General features: G+C 41.5%; 22 protein-coding genes and 2 pseudogenes. 5 read left to right on the top strand and 19 right to left on the bottom strand.

The window, feature by feature from the left end; translation table 11 throughout:
• Nucleotides 1-7 precede the first annotated feature (7 nt).
• Together MED222_RS12390 and MED222_RS12385 are read left to right on the top strand one after the other, a co-directional pair.
• Nucleotides 8-3,127 (top strand): efflux RND transporter permease subunit, encoded by a 3,120-nt coding sequence (locus MED222_RS12390; RefSeq protein WP_009846776.1) that lies wholly within the window; start codon nt 8-10, stop codon nt 3,125-3,127.
• Between the two features lie 2 nt (nt 3,128-3,129).
• Entirely contained in the window at nt 3,130-4,638 is a 1,509-nt protein-coding gene (locus MED222_RS12385) for an efflux transporter outer membrane subunit (RefSeq protein WP_009846777.1), read from the top strand.
• A 148-nt stretch (nt 4,639-4,786) separates the two neighbouring features.
• Here MED222_RS12385 and MED222_RS12380 read toward each other — a convergent pair whose 3' ends face one another.
• The 9 genes from MED222_RS12380 to MED222_RS12340 form a co-directional block, all read right to left on the bottom strand.
• Nucleotides 4,787-5,083 carry a hypothetical protein gene (locus MED222_RS12380; protein ID WP_032555207.1) on the bottom strand — a complete coding sequence of 99 codons (297 nt, stop codon included), beginning with the start codon at nt 5,081-5,083 and terminating at the stop codon, nt 4,787-4,789.
• 452 nt (nt 5,084-5,535) lie between these two features.
• Entirely contained in the window at nt 5,536-5,817 is a 282-nt protein-coding gene (locus MED222_RS12370; protein ID WP_009846780.1) for a hypothetical protein, read from the bottom strand.
• Nucleotides 5,818-5,877: 60 nt separating this feature from the next.
• A complete protein-coding gene (locus MED222_RS12365; protein ID WP_009846781.1) occupies nt 5,878-6,210 on the bottom strand; it encodes a hypothetical protein in 333 nt (110 codons plus the stop codon).
• A gap of 110 nt (nt 6,211-6,320) precedes the next feature.
• Nucleotides 6,321-6,773: a hypothetical protein gene (locus tag MED222_RS12360; RefSeq protein ID WP_032555208.1), complete on the bottom strand. Its 453-nt coding sequence runs from the start codon at nt 6,771-6,773 to the stop codon at nt 6,321-6,323.
• Nucleotides 6,774-6,967: 194 nt separating this feature from the next.
• Nucleotides 6,968-7,504 carry a GNAT family N-acetyltransferase gene (locus MED222_RS12355; protein WP_009846783.1) on the bottom strand — a complete coding sequence of 179 codons (537 nt, stop codon included), beginning with the start codon at nt 7,502-7,504 and terminating at the stop codon, nt 6,968-6,970.
• Between the two features lie 206 nt (nt 7,505-7,710).
• Nucleotides 7,711-8,208 carry a DUF2867 domain-containing protein gene (locus MED222_RS12350; protein WP_009846784.1) on the bottom strand — a complete coding sequence of 166 codons (498 nt, stop codon included), beginning with the start codon at nt 8,206-8,208 and terminating at the stop codon, nt 7,711-7,713.
• Between the two features lie 214 nt (nt 8,209-8,422).
• A complete protein-coding gene (locus tag MED222_RS12345; RefSeq protein WP_009846785.1) occupies nt 8,423-9,097 on the bottom strand; it encodes an HAD family hydrolase in 675 nt (224 codons plus the stop codon).
• 147 nt (nt 9,098-9,244) lie between these two features.
• Entirely contained in the window at nt 9,245-9,583 is a 339-nt protein-coding gene (locus MED222_RS22650) for a hypothetical protein (protein WP_012603990.1), read from the bottom strand.
• 103 nt (nt 9,584-9,686) lie between these two features.
• Nucleotides 9,687-10,496: a class I SAM-dependent methyltransferase gene (locus MED222_RS12340; protein WP_009846786.1), complete on the bottom strand. Its 810-nt coding sequence runs from the start codon at nt 10,494-10,496 to the stop codon at nt 9,687-9,689.
• Nucleotides 10,497-10,575: 79 nt separating this feature from the next.
• Here MED222_RS12340 and MED222_RS22310 point away from each other — a divergent pair.
• Nucleotides 10,576-10,734: pseudogene (locus MED222_RS22310) on the top strand (IS110 family transposase); the annotation flags it as partial.
• 77 nt (nt 10,735-10,811) lie between these two features.
• Here MED222_RS22310 and MED222_RS12335 read toward each other — a convergent pair.
• Complete coding sequence (locus tag MED222_RS12335; protein WP_020477199.1) at nt 10,812-10,997, bottom strand: hypothetical protein; 186 nt, start codon at nt 10,995-10,997, stop codon at nt 10,812-10,814.
• 288 nt (nt 10,998-11,285) lie between these two features.
• Between MED222_RS12335 and MED222_RS22485 the strand changes: the two are divergent.
• Nucleotides 11,286-12,043 (top strand): annotated as a pseudogene (locus MED222_RS22485) (IS110 family transposase); the annotation flags it as partial.
• Nucleotides 12,044-12,064: 21 nt separating this feature from the next.
• On the opposite strand, the gene MED222_RS12325 reads toward MED222_RS22485, so the two are convergent.
• From MED222_RS12325 to MED222_RS12295, 7 genes are all read right to left on the bottom strand, one after another.
• Nucleotides 12,065-12,340 carry a hypothetical protein gene (locus tag MED222_RS12325; protein WP_009846789.1) on the bottom strand — a complete coding sequence of 92 codons (276 nt, stop codon included), beginning with the start codon at nt 12,338-12,340 and terminating at the stop codon, nt 12,065-12,067.
• A gap of 217 nt (nt 12,341-12,557) precedes the next feature.
• Nucleotides 12,558-12,950 (bottom strand): NUDIX hydrolase, encoded by a 393-nt coding sequence (locus MED222_RS12320; protein WP_009846790.1) that lies wholly within the window; start codon nt 12,948-12,950, stop codon nt 12,558-12,560.
• 148 nt (nt 12,951-13,098) lie between these two features.
• Complete coding sequence (locus tag MED222_RS12315; protein ID WP_009846792.1) at nt 13,099-13,641, bottom strand: hypothetical protein; 543 nt, start codon at nt 13,639-13,641, stop codon at nt 13,099-13,101.
• Nucleotides 13,642-13,783: 142 nt separating this feature from the next.
• Nucleotides 13,784-14,251, bottom strand: coding sequence for a hypothetical protein (locus MED222_RS12310; protein WP_009846793.1), 468 nt, complete (start codon nt 14,249-14,251; stop codon nt 13,784-13,786).
• 134 nt (nt 14,252-14,385) lie between these two features.
• The gene (locus MED222_RS12305; protein WP_009846794.1) at nt 14,386-15,159 is read right to left on the bottom strand and encodes an NERD domain-containing protein; all 774 of its coding nucleotides are present in this window, start codon (nt 15,157-15,159) and stop codon (nt 14,386-14,388) included.
• Between the two features lie 106 nt (nt 15,160-15,265).
• Nucleotides 15,266-16,216 carry a hypothetical protein gene (locus MED222_RS12300; protein WP_009846795.1) on the bottom strand — a complete coding sequence of 317 codons (951 nt, stop codon included), beginning with the start codon at nt 16,214-16,216 and terminating at the stop codon, nt 15,266-15,268.
• A gap of 155 nt (nt 16,217-16,371) precedes the next feature.
• Nucleotides 16,372-16,788: a GFA family protein gene (locus MED222_RS12295; RefSeq protein WP_009846796.1), complete on the bottom strand. Its 417-nt coding sequence runs from the start codon at nt 16,786-16,788 to the stop codon at nt 16,372-16,374.
• A 102-nt stretch (nt 16,789-16,890) separates the two neighbouring features.
• Between MED222_RS12295 and MED222_RS12290 the strand changes: the two genes are divergently transcribed.
• Nucleotides 16,891-17,916 (top strand): IS110-like element ISVisp6 family transposase, encoded by a 1,026-nt coding sequence (locus tag MED222_RS12290; protein ID WP_009845955.1) that lies wholly within the window; start codon nt 16,891-16,893, stop codon nt 17,914-17,916.
• A 386-nt stretch (nt 17,917-18,302) separates the two neighbouring features.
• On the opposite strand, the gene MED222_RS12285 is transcribed toward MED222_RS12290, so the two are convergent.
• Together MED222_RS12285 and MED222_RS21925 are read right to left on the bottom strand one after the other, a co-directional pair.
• The gene (locus tag MED222_RS12285) at nt 18,303-19,043 is read right to left on the bottom strand and encodes a DUF4145 domain-containing protein (protein ID WP_083784079.1); all 741 of its coding nucleotides are present in this window, start codon (nt 19,041-19,043) and stop codon (nt 18,303-18,305) included.
• 743 nt (nt 19,044-19,786) lie between these two features.
• Nucleotides 19,787-20,364, bottom strand: a 578-nt coding sequence (locus MED222_RS21925) for an IS91 family transposase (RefSeq protein WP_009846798.1), incomplete at its 5' end; no start/stop codon positions are given.

Here is a 20,364-nt window from a genome sequence, read left to right on the forward strand (position 1 = left end):
AACCATGATGAATCTAGCTGATTTTGCAATCAAACAACGCACCTTCATCCTGTTTTTCACTGCACTGAGTGTCATCGCAGGCCTGTTTTCTTATTTTGAGCTTGGAAAACTTGAAGACCCAAGCTTCACCATAAAGACGGCCGTCGTTGTAACGCTCTACCCTGGCGCTTCTGCGGAAGAAGTGGAACAACAAGTCACCGACACCGTCGAAACCAAACTCCAAGAAATGGCGACACTTAATAGGCTTCGATCTTTATCGCGCCCCGGCATGTCGATGGTATTTGTCGACCTAAAAGAGTCTCTCAATTCAAAAGCACTTCCTCAAGAGTGGGACTTATTACGCCGTAAAGTGTCTGATATGAAGTTATTGCTACCTTCAACTGCACAGATCAGTGTCGTACAAGACGAATTCTCTGAAGTCTACGGCATGCTTTTCTCTATCCACAGTAAGGATGCATCGCCTGCAGAATTAAGACGTTACGCAGAAGAGCTCCAACGCAGAATTAAAACCGTCGATGGTATTAAGAAGATTGAACTGCATGGTGTTCAACCACGCGTTGTTCATATCGATATCCCAGATGAAAGGTTGGCGCAATACGGCCTATCTATCACACAAGTTTGGTCGCAGTTGAATACGCAAAACATGACGTTTGATGCGGGTAAGTTTTCAGTAGGTACTGAGCGAATCCGAGTTCAACAGTCGAGTGAGTTCAGTTCGTTAGACGACATCAAAAATCTGATGATCAAAGGCGGCGTAAGTGAATTGGGAACCAGTTTAATTCGCTTAGGCGATATCGCTGACATCACAATGGGTTACCAAGAGCCAATGATGACAGAAAACCGCTACAACGGTGTACCTGCAGTCACATTAGCGATGAGCCCAGTCACCGGTGTTAACGTGGTATCACTTGGCGATGAAATCAATCAGATCGTCAACGATTTTCAAACAACCTTACCACTAGGTGTTGATATTGCGACAGTTGCTAACCAACCTGAAGAAGTTCAGAAATCGATCGACAACTTCGTAAGCAACTTATTAGAAAGTGTCGCGATTGTCTTTATCGTCTTGTCGGTATTCATGGGATTAAAAAGCGCAACCATCGTCGGTTCGAGCCTCCTGCTGACTATCTTGTTGACGCTTATCTACATGAACATGACTTCGATTGACTTACACAGAGTTTCGCTAGGTACGTTCATTCTTGCCCTCGGAATGTTGGTAGATAACGCCATTGTCATCACCGACATGATGATTGTGAAAATCAACAAAGGCATCGACCGCACTAAAGCCGCGATTGACTCTGTTAAAGAGACAGCAACACCACTCTTTGGTGCGACAGTTATCGCTATCATGGGTGCGAGCCCTGTAATTTTTTCAAAAACCGATGCTGCTGAGTTCGCAAGCTCGGTATTCCTTATCATCGCGTCGTCATTGTTACTGTCTTGGCTAGTTGCGATGACCTTCACGGCCTTGATGTGTTGGTTCTTCATCAAGCCAACCAAGCAAGCTGATAACACCAAAGTCAGCTTATACCGTAAGAGTGTCAACTGGACTGTCGATAATCCGCTTAAAGCATTGAGCGCTTTGGTTCCGTTGATATTAGTGACGGCATTAGCTATCCCGAACATTGCCGTTAACTTTATTCCACAAGCCGACCGACCGATCCTGTTCCTAGATTACTGGCTACCGAACGGTGCCAAGGTTGAACAAACCTCAGAAGACATGAAGCGAATCGAACAATGGTTGTTGGAACAGCCCGAAGTCGAAAGTATTTCAACCTATGTTGGCGCAGGTGCTCCTCGCTTCTCAGTGACTATAGAGCCAGAACCGTTCGATCCGGCCTATGGTCAGATTTTGATTAACGCGACCGATTTTCCGTCACTAAGCCCATTGATTGCACGCGGTGATAAATGGTTAATGGAAGAGTTTCCGAACGCAGACCCTCGCTTTAGAAGCTTAAAATTGGCGACGGCGGATAAATTCAGCGTTGAAGCACGTTTCTCAGGCCCTAATGCCGAGGTCTTACATGGCTTATCAGAGCAAGCAAAAGCAATCTTCGCAGAACACCCAGACACCAAATACGTTCGTGACGACTGGCGACAGAAAAGTAAAGTATTTGAGCCGGTCATCAACCAAGAAAAGATGCGCACTGCAGGTATAAACCGCGCGGATATTGCGTTCGCGATGAAGCGAGCTTCAGAAGGTATGCCCTTGGGTCGTATGAACTTAAACGATGAACTGGTCACAATTCAACTGCGAGGCACAAAGAGTTCGATTCAGTCATTGGAAACGTTGCCCGTACGATCTCTGTTGGGCATCCACAGTGTTCCACTTGGCCAAGTTGTCGATGGATTTGAATTAAGCAGCGAAGAAACCATGATTTGGCGCCGTGACCGTGTAAAAACCATCACAGCACAAGCAGGTGTCGGTCGTTACACCACACCAGCAGCGGTGAGGAACTCAATCAAAGACCAAATTGAAGCGATTCATTTGCCTGATGGTTATAGCCTTGAATGGGGTGGCGAATATTACGACGAGCACAAAGCCGTCAGCGATATTCTTAAACAGCTACCTAAAGCAATCTTGTTAATGATCATCATCTTGGTGGCGATGTTTAACGGCTTCAAACAACCAGTAATCATCTTCACTACCCTACCGCTTGCAGCGACGGGTGCCACATTCAGCTTATTGCTATTGGATAAACCATTCGGATTTATGGCATTGATTGGCGCCGTAACCTTAACAGGTATGATCATCAAAAACGGCATTGTATTGATGGACCAAATAGAACTTGAACGTAAGAACGGGCGCTCACTATCTGACGCCATCAAAGAAGCAACCGTGAACCGTACAATGGCGATTTCAATGGGGGCACTGACTACAGCACTTGGTATGATCCCGTTGTTAAGCGACCTACTGTTTGACCAGATGGCGGCAACCATTATCGGAGGCTTAGCTGCAGCAACCGTGTTGTCTCTGTTTGTGATGCCTGCGCTGTACAAGCTTTTCTATCGAACTGAAGAAAAAAAGTCAGTAGCAGAAGCAATCAAAGACGCTGTGATTGTGCTTGATGCAACACCTCAGCCTTCAAACAGCGGCAATACAACTTCATTCAACAAGGAGCAATAAACATGCATCCATTAACTAAGTTTAAAGTAGCTCCCATAGCGCTCGCTTTGTTGCTGACAGGTTGTGCTGTTGGCCCAGATTACGAAGAACCGCAAACGACCATGGCAGAGACGTTCTTATATAGCCAAGCTGATGTGAACCAAGACGGTGTGAGCCAAAACGAACAGCATAATCATTGGTGGACACAGTTCAATGATCCAACGCTCAATCAGTTAGTGGCCGATGTTCAAAGCCAGAACATCCCACTTAAACTGGCAGCCGAGCGAATCAACATGGCGAACTCATACAAAAGCGTGGTCGAATCATTCAAGGTTCCGACCATTAACGTCGGTGGTGGTTATTACAACTACCAACTGAGTGAAAACGACTCCCTACTTGGCCCGGTATTTGGTGCCTCTGATGCGGTTGAGTCAGCAACGGGCATGTCGTTGCTGGAAGCTCAACACGATGGTGGATTCTTAGGTGCGAGCATCGCGTGGGAAATGGACTTGTTTGGACGTATCGACAAACAATCCAACGCAGCGACGATTCGAGTTGAACAAACCGAGATATTCCAATCAGGCTTGAACACCTTGATCACTGCCGATGTCATTCACAACTACCTGCAATATCGTGGCGCGCAAGAGCGAAAAATGATCGCACTAGAGAACATAGCCGACCAAAAGCAGACTTTAGAATTGGTCACCAAAGTGGTTCGCAGCGGCTACGGGTCTGAGTTAGATCTTGCTCAAGCCAAAGCCATGCTTGCGGCGACTGAATCTATTGTTCCTCAACTTGAAATAGCAGAGCAAGTTCACAAACAACGTATGGCGGTGTTGTTAGGCGAATCACTCACGAGCGTAAACCAACGTTTAGTCGGTGAATTCACCCTTCCGCGAATGAACGATGTAATTCCGACAGGCTTACCTTCTGACTTATTAGAACGACGCCCAGATATCCGAATCGCAGAACGCGAAATGGCAGCCATTAACGAAGAACTTGGTGCAAGCATTGCTAATCGCTATCCAAAGTTCTTCCTAACGGGTACGCCAGGTGTGACGGCAGGAAGCTTTGATGATCTGTTCAGTAGCGACTCATTCGGTTGGGCTGCATCTGCCGGTATCAGTTGGAATGTATTCGATGGTGGCCGAGGCGAAGCCATGGTAGAAATGAACGAAGCAAGGTTCCGTTCTGCAGCGCTTAACTACCAACACTCTGTCGACAGCGCCTTTGCAGAAGTCGATTCAAGCTTGTTTGCCTATGGCCGTAGCCAAGAGAACCAAAAGCGCATCGATGAAGCTACCCTTGCCGTTGATAACGCGGTGAGCAAGGCAAAGTCGCTATACAAAGCGGGGCTAGTCGATTACTTGTCGGTGTTAGACGCACAAAGACAACAAAAAGCGATGCAAGATCGCCAAGTAGCCGCCAAGCTTCAAACCGCCAATACTACGATTGCAGTATATAAAGCCTTAGGTGGAGATTGGAAGGTGGCGAACGAAACGCAGAGTGTCGAATTAGCTCACGTTAACTAGTCTTTCTGCTCTATGTTCTCTGCTGAATGTTCTTTGTTCTGTGGTGAATGATGTAATAAACGTAATAAAAAATACCGCCGTTGATTACGGCGGTATTTTTATGAATTCGTTAACTGGCTAATGAGCTGACCAACAAGATAACAAGTGACTAGGACTTAGATTCATCGTTGCTATCTGTGTCTACGGTTTTGATCAAAGGGCCTGCGCACTCGACAAAATCACCAATATCGAAAGTCACAGGCGCATCGGCTCCACCCGCCACCCCAAAACTACCAGTAACCGTTGGCTCCTTATCAGTCTTATCTACGTCTAAAATGATCTCTACTTTATAAGTGTGACCGTCAGGAAGGAGTTTGGCACACTCTTCTAGTGTTGAAGCGGTAGCTCCCACGCTAAAACCGAATAAACACACCACAAGTACACTACTTTTCATTTTCAACATCATAAAACCTCTCTAAGACTATAGAAACACCATACCAACAATCGAAAAATCTTCACGATAAACGTTGAGAAGTGAGTTCATAACAACAAGGCCAATTAGCCCCAACCATGGGGAGCGCTTTCGCTATCATCGTACTCAGCATGACAAACTGAGCACTTGAAGTAGCTAATTTTAGATTTTGATTTATGTGAACCCAATAACACGCCGAATGCAATATTTAGAATTCGTGACTTGAAGCTGTTCTTCTCTTGCTGTTTTAACTTCACTTCGGACGCGCTTAACCTGATGTGTGACGTTTCCTTATTGCAGTTTCCACATCGTAATACAGTGTCATTTTCTTGCATTTCCCTATTCCTTTAAGCACGTATATAGACAATTTCGTTATAACCTAAGTTCGCTGACTGAATTAGGTTCCAAACCGACATTAATAAACAAACGCTTAGACTCAAAGCAAACTAAAGAACCGTCACGCCTTCAACTTCAATCACTGAGTTAACATTCGCTCGCTCGATTATCTTGAGTAACGTTGTCTGGATTAACTCATTATCTCGAATTTCTGTTTCGCAAGAGAAACGCTCCTCTTGAACACCATCGCTCTCACCCAACATAAATTGAACCGAAACTTCCGTTGCGAGATCTTTTGTCGTTCCGTAATACGCTAGCGTGATTTTTGGGTATCCGTTGTCGCCTTTTTTAACCTGCTTTGCGATGCGTTTTTTAGCTTTATCTAAATTCATACAACTTCCTTTTAAGGCTGAAACTAAAAATGAACAAACGTCTGGTATATCGTAGTTTTACTATAAAGCATTACCACATCCACTACATGATTTTATGGATGATAATCCTCTTTTTCTTACGTTAGTTTTTCCACAAGAAACACAAAATTTCAATGAGTGGATATTGTAAATAGACGTCAAGATAACCAGCGGAACCCAGACCAATAATTCTGACCCATTACCACCTGAGCTATAGATAAAACCAATCGAGAAGATACCAAAAACAACAGACTGCAAAGTCCACAATGTTTGTTTGTACTTCGCACCTTTGATAATAAAAAACGTAAAAAAGCCAATTGAGCTACTGATAAGCCCATAAACCGCAAAACCTATAAAGGCTTCTTGTTGATTCATAACTCTCCCTGTCAACCTCACGTTTATGGTCCGAGCAACGCTACAGCCCCAAAACCATACGACCTTAAACATTAGTCAAACTTTAAACGAAAAGTGCCAAGCCTCGTAAATCACTTTTGAGTTATCTGTTCGTTAGCAGCTTTCAAGGCCGCATTTAAACCGTCTGTATCCTTACAACCAATGTAAACATGCTTTCCATTGCTTAGGCTTAACTTCAGCGCTGAACCTATCGATACATTATATAACCAACCATCGCTCAACATGCGGATGCCAATACCTTGATACCACTTGCTTTGATAAAACGATGTCTCCGTTATGTCTGACACTTCTACATTCTTACGCCAAAAACCAAAACCGAAATACCAGCTCAATGCATTGCCTTTGACCTCAATTGTCATGGAGAAAAAGAGCAAAGCAATTAACCCGTTGATGGCGTGAGCGATGAATGTTCCGGAGTTATTATCAGACGTAATGACAATGAAAGCACTTATCGAAACAAGGATGAGCAATAACCCCTTGTTGTATTCCTTACTATAAAACACAGTTATATCTCCTATAGACAACGAACAACCAATTACCTAGCCAACAGCTATCTTACTGCGGCCTTTCTAAATAATCGTGGCAAGTAATGAAAGTAGATTCCCCAAAACCAAGTAGCATTACCTTGATACGACCTAACCAAAGTATCAAAGCAGAATAACCTTGTTCAGGTTTAAGCCTTGTTATAAAGCACATCGAATCTACATTAGCCACTTTGCTATGCTTTGACCCATTCGGATCGCAGGACAGCAAAAACTATGGTATCCCACCACCGCCCTTTGAAAAAACGATGCTCTCTAAAGTGCGCTTCTTTACGCATACCTAAAGACTTACAAAGCTTAATGGCAGGTAAATTCTTACTGATTGTCTCCGCATAAATGCGGTGTACAGCCAATGTTGAAAAACCAAAATCAGCCAAAGCGAGAGCCGCTTCATTGCTTAACTTATGACCTTGATGCGATCTTGAAAACGCACACCCCATTGAAGCTTGCTGATTGTCTTCTAAACGCAAACAAACAGTACCAATGAACTGCCCTGTGCTCTTATATTCAACTGCGAGTTGATATGATTTCCTTGGTTCTTCAGACACCTGGGCTATAAACAAGTTGGTTAACTCTTTATATTTAATAGGATCACAGTCACTTTCATCATAGAAACGCTGATATTTAGCATCTTGAGACATCGCCACGAAAGCATTTTCATCGCTAGGATTCATATCCCTAATAATCAGCCGCTTTGTCTCAATTTTAAACATCGAAGTTCCTTTTCATCGTTGTAAGCTAACGCCCAATAACGTAACCAAATACACTCAAATCTGCCATCTAAATCACTAAAGCAAAGCCGAACTGCAACGGCAACGGCCAAGTGTTAACTGTCTGCTTAAATTACTAGCTATATTTCTTGATTTATAGCTTTCACCTGCCCAATTAAAGTATCGTATTCATACTCAATCCCTATTTGTTATGCCTGTTCTAACCCTTTCAGGGAGCTTGGTACTATTATTTTATGAAATGGCGTAACGAAGAACATATAGGTCTTGCCAAACACATTGTTCACATGAACCACGGTATTTGCGTGAACAATTGCGGTTTCTGCTTCAGGCTCAATAAGAAAAGAAACTCGGACATTAAGATGTTTATCACAGTCTTCTAATACAACTTCATTCTCAGTTGAACTGACCAGTGTAAAAATACCGACTCGTTCGCCTACTACATATTCTGAACCTAATTTATCTCGGGATACATCTTGTAGACCACCCAAGTTTTTTAAACCGAGTTTCGATACAATCCAGTTTCTCGTAGACATCAGAAATGCAATCCAAGTCGGCGTTTGAGTTGCTATTTCAAGAAATACTTCAATAGCAGTTTGGTTGTTGTATTTTATTTTTTTCGAAAAGCTATCACAGAAATATGAATTTTTGGAATACTCGCTCAATAGTGACTTCTTGGGTATAGACATAAACTCTCCTTGATGATGAAAAGTCGACAATTCGCCATAGCTAATAATATGGACTCCCCCTCCTGAGGAACTGCCACACTTAAGTGGGATTACACCGGAGGTAACATGTCTGATGATTCTTACTTCAGCGGTATCACTCTAACTAAAAAACACTTTAGCCTTCATGCCGCAGACCAACATGGCAAGGCAATACTGAGAAGTCAGTTACTCGATCTTAATTACTAATCTCATACTCGTTTTTTATACGGGGCAATTCCTCATATGTACTGATTGCTTTAACTGCACCGCTTAGATCATTTTTACCATTAAAGCTATGCTTAACAGCAATGACGTCACAGCCACTAGATTTACCAGCACGAATACCCGCTGTGGAATCTTCAAACACAATTGTTTGGCCAGGTGAAGCCGCTAATCTACCAAGAGCTAAAGTATAGGCTTCAGGATCCGGTTTATGCTTAGTTACATGCTCCTGTGTGATAACAAGGTCAAAAGCATTCTCTAGCTGCAACGAGGTTAAAATATTATCAACCATCCATGTTGCTGCTGAACTAACAACTCCACACTTTTTCCCTGCTAGTTTTAACTGTTCTATGTAAGCCTTAGCCCCAACATTTAGCTCAAGATCATCATTGAGCATCTGTTCGTAATAAGCTCGAAAGTGGCAATTAAACTCTTCTAAGTCAGGAGCAATATTTGCATTTTCAAAAAAGTGACCCGTTACAACCTGCCAACTTTCCCCCATAACATCTTTGTAAATGTTGTGGTCTACGTGTGCGCCATAATCTAAACAAGCTAATGCTAACGCTTTGCCCTTTAAAGGCTCTGAATTTACTAATGTTCCGTCCATATCGAACAGATAAACTTCGTAATCTTTCAATTCACTCTCCATGTTAGATTTTTCAAGCTCGTATAAGCCTAGTTAACCAGTGAAAAAAACAATGCAACCAAACTAATATGACTACCTTACCCACAAAAGCCGACCATTACAAAGTGCCGAGCGTTTTGGAATCCAGTTAAACAATTTATTCGGTGATGGCTACGATAGTAGGCAATAAAGTAGTGGCAATAAACTAGCAATCAATAAGCTGTGCCCAACAGACGTACTCTCTAATTTTGTCACAATGGTTGATTTAGCAGACTCGTTTTCAATTAACGAACTAGCAGAAACGCCAGCCATGTTACTAGGGTCACTATATCCGACCTTATGACCGGAAAAAGACAAAAGTGAACCCAGAGCAAGAAGAATTAGCATTGAATAGAACGCATAATCACTAGAAAATGCTAGTTTCAAATAGCCTGTGAAATACTCGAAAGTAACTACAATTAGCAGTGCTAATAAATTTGATAGCACTATCAACCTTACGAATTTAAACATATTCCCTCTGATACCAATAGAACAGCTAACGTCCCAATAAACGGTGAGTGTACGAGTGCCATAATGAAGCGAAACGGAATCGGCACACGTTTATGAATGCGACTTAACTGCTTTGTGAACTGGCTTTTCTAGCGATCACTAAACCATGATTACTTGATCCCAAAAGGCTTGCTTCGTCGCAATTTGCTAAATGATAATCTAACCATGTCTGATATTGAGATGGCGTAAAGTTATTAACACCGTTAGATATGTAACGTCCAAATCCATCTGTTGCTGCGTGTCCAATTACATTAAACCCATTTTTGTTTACAAGATTTTCAATTTCACTAGGCGTTGCGAAATACCCGACCTTGAAAAAACTATCGGCTTTAGCGTTTGATACCGTGCCATGTTTATTTAACTCTAGAAGCACCTCCGGAGTGACTAGCTCTGGAAATTGTTGGGCAAACATACCAGCGACAAAGAAACGTGAAATATAGGCTATGGCTAGTACACCATTTGGCTTTAAAATCCTTAGTGCTTCATTAACCGCAAGCTCTCTTTCATGCAGAGTTTTTAGGTGGTACAAAGGCCCAAGAATTACACAAACGTCTTGAGAGCTACTTTCGATAAATGACACATCACAAGCATTACCCTCAAACACTTTTAACTCAAGACCTTCAGATTTTACTTTAGTATTTAAAATCTTCACTTGGTCAGGCGCAAGTTCTACTGCTGTAACATCACAACCTAATTTTGCAAAATGTAAGGAATAGCGCCCCGTTGCTGCTCCTAACTCACATACTGATTTTCCTTTAAGTAAATAAGGTGTGAGTTTATGTATCGTAGTATCAAACTCTAACTGAGCAATATATTGCCGAGTTAGCCTTTCATCTTCGTTTGCACCCGTATATTGGGCTATCAATTCTTCCATTGTTCACATCCCCTTTGCCAGTGAGCACCCAATTAAGTAGCTGACAACGCTACCACTACACAGTCGACTTAAATTTGTTATTAGAACGATACTTAAAGGTATCGCCCTAACAAAAAACCACTTTAGTCTTCATGTCGTAGACCAAAATGGTAAAGTCTTACTTCATAAGTAAGTAACCCTAACTAAACTATTGACTACAATAGCAAATATGCCACTCATGCGTATAGGCGTTGAAGCTAGTAGCGAGTAGCGAAAAATAGCTAGCTGGTCTATAAAATTGCTATCGCTTGTTATAAGCGAACTAGCTTGACCGTATTACTTATTTTTATTGTTCAGCCCAGACTCTAGTGCTGCTGCCTTAGTTTTAGCTGACTCTTCATAAGCATTAAATACATCGCTATTTTTACGACCGCTAAAGTGCAGAAAACTATGAATAATAAGCATAAAGAAGGATATCAACACAACAAATATGGGCGCTAAACCGAACCCATCAATGTTCATTGATAAAAGACCTAGAACAAAAAACACACTCGATATAAGTGCAACCGATTTACTGCGAGATGATGAGCCCATAGGTAACCCGCTTTACATAACTAAAGAAAGAATAATACTTAGAACCTTTTACGCATACTTTGAAATACTTAACAAATGCAATAGCTTATAACGAAAAGTTAAAGCGTGAACAACGCAATACCGAAGCTACTGCAAACACCTTAATCACTAAAACCAACACACAGTAAAAATGCCACGCGTTGCGAATCACCCTTAAACAGTTTGTATGGATAATAAGCACTCAAAACAATTAAGAGTCACAGTCCTGAACGAATCGTTATTGAAGCTACAGGCCGATTAGAAATGCCTTTTGTTCTTGCATATAGAGGCTCAATTACCTATTGTCAGAGCAAACCCTGTCCATATAAAACGATTCGTTGGTGCTATTGGCCGCAGAGCCAAAAAACATACGCCTAATTAGTGACTTAGTCATTCGCCGAAACCAGTTGTTATCCATGCAAACCATGGAAAAGAACCGAATCCAGATACTTCCCGCCTCTCTCCATCCGACTATCAAACCAATGCTAACCACGATAAAAAATCAAATCACCAAGTTAGAAGAAAAGCTCGTTAAACTCATTGAAGATAGCCCTGAATACCAAGCTAAAAAAACAATATTGCAAAGCGTCCCAGGAATAGGAAACATTGCCGCTGCATCAATAATTAGCAACGTACCTGAACTTGGTTACATCACGAATAAACAAGCAGCATCACTGATTGGTGTCGCTCCAATAACACGCGAAAGTGGGCGCTACAAAGGTAAGCGCGTGATCCAAGGCGGTCGAGCGCAAGTACGCACAGTGTTATATATGGCAATGATGTCAGCCATGCAATGTAACCCCGTATTCAAAACGACTTATGCTCGACTTTTAGCTGCCGGAAAGCCTAAGAAAGTCGCAATAATCGCGTGTGTTCGAAAGATGGTTGTGACCCTAAACTCTATGCTGAGAGATGGCGCTATGTGGAATGAAAGTACAGCCAAAACTAATCATTGACGCCATAGTCGTTTGTTATGTTTATCTAGTTTGCTCGTACTCTAAGATCGTTTCAGCTCGAAGAGTGTGGTCAGCAATATGCTTTTCCCAATAGTCATTCAGCTCAACATCACCTAGTTGATTTTCCACATGCTGACGCAAGGCTTCTTCAAACAACGTTATATCTATGTTTGCTCCAAGCTCTCTTACAATATTGCGCATAGCCCTATAGAAACGATCTTGATCACATGGATGATGAGTATGCCAAGTTTCGATACCGGCCCAACCTTTTAATATCTCGTACAATTTGTCGCTCATGGTATTCTCCAACTGAAGGAATTAAGTATGCAGCACACATTATATAGACTTGTCGAAATCCGTTAAAATCATATAGACCTAAGTGAGAAACATAACGCTCGCTTAAGTTGTGAGCAACGAAACCGAACTGGCTGCATTGCACCGTAAACACTAAACCAATTTGAATCAAAAATGCCATGTATTGCGAATCACCTTGAAGCGCTTGTTAGAACTGGGCTCACAGATATTGACTCACTCTTTGAAACTCAGCTAGAGCCAAACTATCAGCCTCGATATCGACTGGGGCTGATGACAATGGATACCAATGTACACTCTCAGCCTCCTGAGCTGAAATTTCACCATTCCAGCTCTCGACCAAATAATAGTGAATTAATTGCAACTCACTAGTTGGGTGATAAAGAGAGCAAAGGTACTTATACGATAATGGGCTTACATTTAATTCTTCTCTTACTTCACGGAACAAAGCTTGAACCTGACTTTCATCACCGTCTATGTGGCCGCCAGGGATATTAATTTTACCTGCATCTGTTTCTTTCTGTTCACTACGTCTTTCAAGCAAGACGCAATCATTGTCTACCAGCAAAAACGATACACATTCGTGCACAACCATCAAATCTCCCTATAAGTTCTAACGCCCAATTAAGGTGTGAAGCACGCGACCACGACACTTAATTTGACCATCGTAAACACAAAACTCAATCCAAACCAAAAATGCCAAACGTGCTGAATCACTCTTAAATTGTTTGTTAGCACTCTGCTCAATTGAACGTGACGAATCTGTATTTTCTTTCCGTAGTTGTTGAAAAACCAACATCTTTACGCATTTCTAATACTACCTTTTCATATTTAGCTTTAGCTGTCTGCTGATCTACACTACCATCCCTTTGAGCCAATTGAACTTGGATATCTAAGAACTCATTCAACGCTAGTAACACTGGGTCGGGTGCCCATAGCCAAGCCTTAGAACACGCAGAGTAAAAATGAAACTTTTGCTCATCGGTTGCAGGGTGACCAGTAATAAAAAGACGTAAAGACTCAACAATGTCCTCATACACCTCTCTTCTTTTTTCGAGAAGTTTGTCTTGCTCGTTTAGTGCTGACTTCAGCTCTTCAAGTTCAGCAGCGCTACGTTGCTTAACCCACTCTACAATTTTAGTAATATCTTCAATATCTTCTTTTGTGGCAGTATTTTTTCCTTTTTCTTTCATATAGCTAGGAAAATAACTCTTCGTAAACCAGCCAACAATCGCAAGACTAATTACACTAAGAATACTAGAACCAAAGATGAATACGTTTTCCAATTTTTACTCCTTGAGTGCTAACGCCCAATTAAGTAGCTGACAACGCTACTAATACACTCAAATTTACCACCGTATTCATAAAACTGAACCGAGCTGAAAATGCCAAGCGTTGACAGTCTGCTTAAATTGCTTGTTAGTTTTATTACAGCAAGCGATCTTTGAATACACTTAACAACTGACAATGCTGGTCTTGAAGTCTGTCTATCGACTCTTCCATATACTGCATGTACTTCTCCGCCTCTTTAGCTTCCGCTTTGTTTTTATAAGCCAAGCTAATTTCTTCGTAGTTAAACCAACTTGAAGCATTTGAATCAACATTAGTTAGCCAGTCAATAATGCCCTCATCAAAGTAAAAATCAGCTAGAGCAAGTGCCTCCTGAAAATTTTCATACAGCTTGTGATCGACTTTACGAGTGTTATCAGTGTTCCGCAAAAGTCTTTGCACTGACATATATATCTGTAGTCTTTCAGACTTACTATCACGTTTTTCCTTAGCAGCATTCAACTTCCATTGCTGATAAGCAATATAAGCGACTGAAACAGCAATCACTGGACTAAGTAGCGCAGAAAAAATGTCAATTACTTGTTTTACTAGACTTAGATTATCCAACGATTTCTCCCGTAAAACTAACGCCCAATTAAGTAGCTGACAACGCTACCAATACACTCAAATTTAACACCGAAATCACTGAAGCTAAACCAAACTGAAAATGCTAAGCGTTGACAGTCTGCTTAAATTGCTTGTTAGTTGAATTCTTCCACTGACCTACATTTAGGAAAAGACGAGCAACCCCAAAACTGTTTACCTTTATTTTCCCCACGCTTTGTTTCACGCACAACCATTTCAGAGCCGCAACGTGAACATTGCTTTAGATTTTCCTTTGAAGCGACCAACTCTCTAACGTGTTTCCTATGCTTTAGGTCTGTAACAACGCCCTTTTTGAGCTTAACTTCGGTTATCGCTTCGATAATTTGAACGTACTCAGTATCTGTAAATACAGGCTGTATATACTGCTTAATGTAATCCAAGCAACCTCGCGCGTAGGTAACATTATTAGGCATATCTGTCTTAAACGTACTATCACCGATAAAAACGATGACCGAATGCAACTTAGATGAATCAATGCTCAATAATGACTCTAGGGTTTTGACGTGTTTATAATTTTGATGAAGAGGGTTCTGGAATTTAGACGTATGACGATAGATTTTTTGAGTCCATTGCTTTTGACTTTTTGAGCCAAAGATCCAACCTTTCATATTCTTAGTTTCAACAACGAAAATACCAAACTTAGAGACAACAACGTGATCAATTTGTGTTGTGCCTTCTTCTGTGGGTAAAGTTACATCTTTGATTAATGTGTAATCTGACGCAGGCAAGTGCGACAACAATTTGTTTACTAAAAACTCTCCGAATACACCTTTAAACCACCGACTCTTGAATATCGAGACAACAAGTAGCAAAGGTACAACATACCAGACTTGAGCCAAAGCACCTGATAGTAATCCTAATATATCCACGAAACTTCCTTATTCAACTAACGCCGCATTAAGGTGTGAGCGGCGCTTGGCTATACTTGAGCGAAGTGAAACTGCCAAGCGTTGCGAATCACTCTTAAATGCTTTGTTACATGACATTTAAACGGTGCTGCCTTTGGATAGGCTGGTTAATGAACTCTTGTATTTCATTCATTAAATCTGTGCTATCGTCCCAAACAACATCTTCATCTCTGAGCTTTCTAAGCAATCCTTTGATTGAAATGATCTTTGTTAGTATCGCTTTAATCGATTTGCAAGTGTTGATTTCACTGTCATTATAGGAACGATAACGAACACCAAACTGTTGTACATACCCATAGTCCTCGTCATATATCTCTTTAGGCTGACATTGAGACAAGTATTTCTGCTTAATATCTTCCGAGCTTGAATATTCAGGGTGAAGGATAAGGAATTCATTTAGAACTTCCGGCTTATTAAATGACAGGTAGCACAAAAATGACTCACTAACACCAGTACTAAAGTCACTATTTTTGGTAGCTGAATTATAAAGCTCTAATATCTTATAATATAAAAAATCACAATACTGAACTAATAAACAGTCCTTTTTAAATGATTCAATTTCAAGAGATGCCTTTGAGTGTATAAAACAAAGCAGCGTGTCGATATACATATTACATTCGGGCGTGATATCTCGAATAATTTTATCTATTTCATTGATATTTCTTACAAATGAAGGTGTTTTTTCGTTAACTCTTGATTGAATTAAATTGAGCGTTTCATTTGCAAAACTTGCAAGCTGAACGTTTTTTTGTAGCTTTATGTCTTTAATTGAATATGTCGACGCATCCGCCCAATAATTAATCAAAGAGCTATATTTATTGGTTAACTCTTCATCTATATACTTTTTATGGATACTATAAAGCGTATTAATAACTGGGGAAAAGTCGGGTAAAACAATAACATTGTTAGACTTCGGCGTAACCAAGTCAAAAAACTCTGGAATAGTTACACCCTCGGATAAGTATCCAATCTGTCCATTTTTCTTTCTTAATGCTAATAACAGCTTTGTTTCTTTCATATTTTATTCCAACTAAATAAACTTCTTTGTCATGTAACGCCTTGTTAAGTAGCAGCTAACTACCACTGCGCTCAAACAAAGCCACCGTAATCACTAAACTCAACCAAAACAAAACCGCCAAACGTTAGCTGTCTGCTTGAACAATTTGTTAGCTGCTAGCTCGGCTGCTTGGGAAAGACCTTTACATTATTTGGTATCTGATACCATTCCAGTTTTTCACTAACCCAAACATGCGCTTGAGGCTCGAAAATATCAGTTGAAGATAGATCAATTGGTTTTAGCTTTAACTTAACTGTTTCCGGTGCATCTGGGTTAAAGTGATAAATTCTGTTTCCACAACTTGGGCAGAACATCGCACAGTTCCGATTACCACTATCAGCTAAGCGCTCCCAACTGCTCAGTTGACCCGAAAACTCTATCTTAGATACATCAACAACCGCAGTGATACTAAATGGACTGGTAGATAGCTTTTGACACTCGGTACAGTGACAAGCAAAGACCATTAATGGTTTTTCATGTAATTCATAGGTAACTTGTCCGCACTGACATGCTCCTTGAAGTGGATAACCCATTTGTTTCTCCTTTGAACATGGATGGCAGCTAACGAATGACATGGATTCCCCCTACCGAAGATCTGCCACACTTATGTGGTACTTAAATGCATCGGAGGCACCATGTCTGATTATTCTTATTTCTGCGGTATCGACCTAGCTAAAAACCACTTTAGTCTTCATGCCGTAGACCAAAATGGTAAGGTCATACTTCATAAGTCAGTAACTCGCTCTAAACTACTGACTACAATAGCAAATATGCCACTCATGCGTATAGGCGTTGAAGCGTGTGGTGGTGCACATTATTGGGCAAGAACACTCAATACACTCGGTCACGACGCCCGCATTATGGCCGTTAAATACGTAATTCCTTATCGAACTAAGGGAAAAAACGACCTTAATGATGCTGTTGCCATATGCGAAGCTGTTCAGCGACCATCAACTCGCTTTGTACCCGTAAAATCCCCCGAGCAACAAGCCATCTTATCGGTACATAGAATGAGAGAGCATTGGGTTCGTGAACGTACCGCGCTTATGAATCGCATGCGTGCCCTACTCTCTGAATTCGGGTTGGTCATTCCTGTTGGCCGCTCTTCGTTAATGAAACAGGTTCCCTTAATGCTGGAAGACGCAGAAAATGAACTGCCACACCTCGCAAGAACGGTGATTGCCGATGCTTATCACCACCTTGGAGAATTGAATCAACGTATCGCCGATACTGAACAAGTCTTCGATTCTTTTGCTAAGGTCAGCACTAATGTTCAACGAGTGATGAAGGTTCGGGGCATTGGACCTCAAACCGCGACTGCGATACTCGCTTCGATAGGCAATGGCACTCAATTTGATAAAAGCCGTGATTTTTCTGCTTGGCTAGGACTCGTACCAAAGCAATATTCGACGGGAGGAAAGCCTCGCTTAGGTCGAATAACCAAACACGGCGACAAATACTTACGAACACTATTAGTTCACGGGGCAAGGACAGTCATTGCCAACCTTGGCGACAAGCAAGATAAGCTAAGTCAGTGGTGTCGAGGCGTTCTAGAACGAAGAGGAATGAACCGAGCGATAGTGGCACTTGCCGCGAAGAACGCACGAATTATATGGTCGCTTTTACACAATCAAACCGAATATGAAAACTATGCTGCTTAAGTAGAAACCTAAGCAGCATAAAGAGTTAAACCCACCGGGTCATTGCAGACGCTAATGATGGAGATAGGTTAAGACCACTTGCGGAGAGCCTGTTAATGCGGCGGACACACCAGATGTCATCTAACGAATAAGGCACCGCAGTCGCGCAAGTCATCAGGGCCACGACGTATGCGAATCGTCGATAAGTAGGCCGAATGTAGAGCGGCAGTCCAAAACCCATCAACATAAGTTTAGCGGATGTTTGACAACCGGGGGAATCCATGTAGCCGCATTAAGGTGTGAACAACGCGACCACGAAACTTGACCTTACCGCCATAAACACTGAACTCAACGATAGAATGAAAAATGCCAAGCGTTGAGAATCACTCTTAAATGCTTTGTTATGCCTACTTTTCGACACCTTTTGCTTCATTAATTCGAGCAACTAACGCTTCAATTGAAGCTTTCTTCTCTGGGTAAAGCTCTTCAAGAATGTGTTCAAAGATTCGATAACCATCAACAACATCCGACTTTCTAACTTGATACCCAGAATGTGTACCATCATTTCCAAGCCATCGAATTGCATTGGCAGGCTCAATAATTTTCCTGTAATTCTCTGGTAATGAACTAATTCGTTTTGCGAGCGGTAGAAAGTTACCTTTTGTATCTACTGATGCGACTTCCATTTCACTTAACAAAACCTCCAAAGCAGCACGTAAGGTGCTTAAACTTGTGCTAGGTGAGGAGAAAAAGGTAGAAAAAGACACTTTTAATGCTTCTTTTACACCTTGAGGTGTATCTTTTGGCAATTCGAATATTTGTAATGGAGGTTGAAAGTATTTAGCTTCAAAATTTTCAAACCAATCCCACTCTCCAGAACCATCATCCAAGTACTCTTGCGAAACATCTCCTGTGCCGACACATACAACTCCACAACCGCAAGTAGGCACTGCGCATTGCATGTTCAAAGTAAATACATATTCTATCCATTCAGGATCAAACGCTGGATGGTTAGGATCAATGGGAACCTTGTATTGCTTTTTAAATCCGTCTTTCACAGAAGTTAAAGAATTTGCTCCACACTCTGGACAAGGCCAAACTGGATAATTTTCATCCCTAAAAGAGGGGGCAAACAAATCTATATTCATAATCACATTTCTCATCAGTAGGCATAACGCCTTGCTAAGTAGTGCTGGCGCTTAACTCACCAAGCATACATGACTTCAAACCAAAACTGCCACGCGTATTAGCATCTACTTGAGCAATTTGTTATGAAAGGCTCAAACCTGACCACAAAACCAAAACAACAGCCAGAAATTCAAGACACAGAGCCGGCTGCTGACCCACCAATATTACCTAGAAATCACTTTCAGAAAATACGAAAAATGAGGTAACAAAGAAGAGCCGAACGACAAACTCACGGTGAAAATAATTGCCATTGCTCGAACCGACTTGAGAGGCACAAAGTCACTTGGCATATTATCTCTTTCGATGGTTTCAAATAGGCTTAGAAGCAAAGAAACACCAAACTTTAAGATGGCTTGTATTTGAATAAATACGCGATGAAAACACAGCCTTTGAAGAGCAAACCTACCTTTAAAAACTACGTTCAACAGTAGCTTCATAACGCTTAAGTATTTATCCGTTGTCGTAGCACAATGGATAAATACCTGTTGGACTTGGCCGCTTCTATCTATGGAGTTTGCTTTTTAGGACTGACTTACGTTCCACTCTTATCATTAAGACTGGTACCCCATCAGCCGTCCATTTTCCACTTCTAGCCACCAATTTATCTACTGCGACCATACCCGTTGCATAATCTTTTTAAAAGCGAACAATGCCCCTCTCTCGCCATAACACAACGATAATTTTATTCATTACAATCAGACAACTAGGTCAGTCGATGCTCTGAAACGACTATCCTAGGTCTAATATTGATGCACACGAGTACCATGCTGTTGCTATGGCAGTTCGGACAACACGGTTTCTCTTTCGACACTTCCGACTTCTCTGCGGGTCGCTTTCGTAAGCTTTGCCTAATTTCCGCTATCGCTTTTACCCGTACCGCATTAGCTAAAAAGCCATAATAGCGTATTCGCATTAGCCCTTTAGGCAACACATGTAAAAGTAAGCGTCGAAGTAACTCGCCCGCATTACAACACATTCTTTGCGTCCCATTGGTTCGATAGTCTTTGTAACTCATCGTGATACGGCCATCCACGTTATAACTTAATTGGTTGGGATTTAACCCGATACGATTGCAATACCGAGATAGATAACCCACTACCGCTGTAGGCTCGTGGAGTACAGGTTTACTGTACACAACCCACCTCTTACTAGCGGCTTCCTCTAATAAATTACTGTGCGTTGCTATCAACTCGCTTACTCGGCATAACATCTCTTTCTTAAAGCGAACGGATAGGGCTTTAACCGGAAGCAGGTAACTCTCTTTTCTTGTCGGTTGCCATT

This window comes from Vibrio sp. MED222 (genome assembly GCF_000153005.1).
GTDB lineage: Bacteria > Pseudomonadota > Gammaproteobacteria > Enterobacterales > Vibrionaceae > Vibrio > Vibrio tasmaniensis_A.

Coding starts and splice junctions, on each gene's coding strand:
- MED222_RS12285 (WP_083784079.1), bottom strand. CDS start 19,043: ATGAATATAGATTTGTTTGCCCCCTCTTTTAGGGATGAAAATTATCCA.
- MED222_RS12340 (WP_009846786.1), bottom strand. CDS start 10,496: ATGGAAGAATTGATAGCCCAATATACGGGTGCAAACGAAGATGAAAGG.
- MED222_RS12325 (WP_009846789.1), bottom strand. CDS start 12,340: ATGAGCGACAAATTGTACGAGATATTAAAAGGTTGGGCCGGTATCGAA.
- MED222_RS12365 (WP_009846781.1), bottom strand. CDS start 6,210: ATGAATCAACAAGAAGCCTTTATAGGTTTTGCGGTTTATGGGCTTATC.
- MED222_RS12390 (WP_009846776.1), top strand. CDS start 8: ATGAATCTAGCTGATTTTGCAATCAAACAACGCACCTTCATCCTGTTT.
- MED222_RS12370 (WP_009846780.1), bottom strand. CDS start 5,817: ATGAATTTAGATAAAGCTAAAAAACGCATCGCAAAGCAGGTTAAAAAA.
- MED222_RS12320 (WP_009846790.1), bottom strand. CDS start 12,950: ATGGTTGTGCACGAATGTGTATCGTTTTTGCTGGTAGACAATGATTGC.
- MED222_RS12300 (WP_009846795.1), bottom strand. CDS start 16,216: ATGAAAGAAACAAAGCTGTTATTAGCATTAAGAAAGAAAAATGGACAG.
- MED222_RS12290 (WP_009845955.1), top strand. CDS start 16,891: ATGTCTGATTATTCTTATTTCTGCGGTATCGACCTAGCTAAAAACCAC.
- MED222_RS12350 (WP_009846784.1), bottom strand. CDS start 8,208: ATGTCTATACCCAAGAAGTCACTATTGAGCGAGTATTCCAAAAATTCA.
- MED222_RS12345 (WP_009846785.1), bottom strand. CDS start 9,097: ATGGAGAGTGAATTGAAAGATTACGAAGTTTATCTGTTCGATATGGAC.
- MED222_RS12385 (WP_009846777.1), top strand. CDS start 3,130: ATGCATCCATTAACTAAGTTTAAAGTAGCTCCCATAGCGCTCGCTTTG.
- MED222_RS12295 (WP_009846796.1), bottom strand. CDS start 16,788: ATGGGTTATCCACTTCAAGGAGCATGTCAGTGCGGACAAGTTACCTAT.
- MED222_RS12335 (WP_020477199.1), bottom strand. CDS start 10,997: ATGAACATTGATGGGTTCGGTTTAGCGCCCATATTTGTTGTGTTGATA.
- MED222_RS12355 (WP_009846783.1), bottom strand. CDS start 7,504: ATGTTTAAAATTGAGACAAAGCGGCTGATTATTAGGGATATGAATCCT.
- MED222_RS22650 (WP_012603990.1), bottom strand. CDS start 9,583: ATGTTTAAATTCGTAAGGTTGATAGTGCTATCAAATTTATTAGCACTG.
- MED222_RS12380 (WP_032555207.1), bottom strand. CDS start 5,083: ATGATGTTGAAAATGAAAAGTAGTGTACTTGTGGTGTGTTTATTCGGT.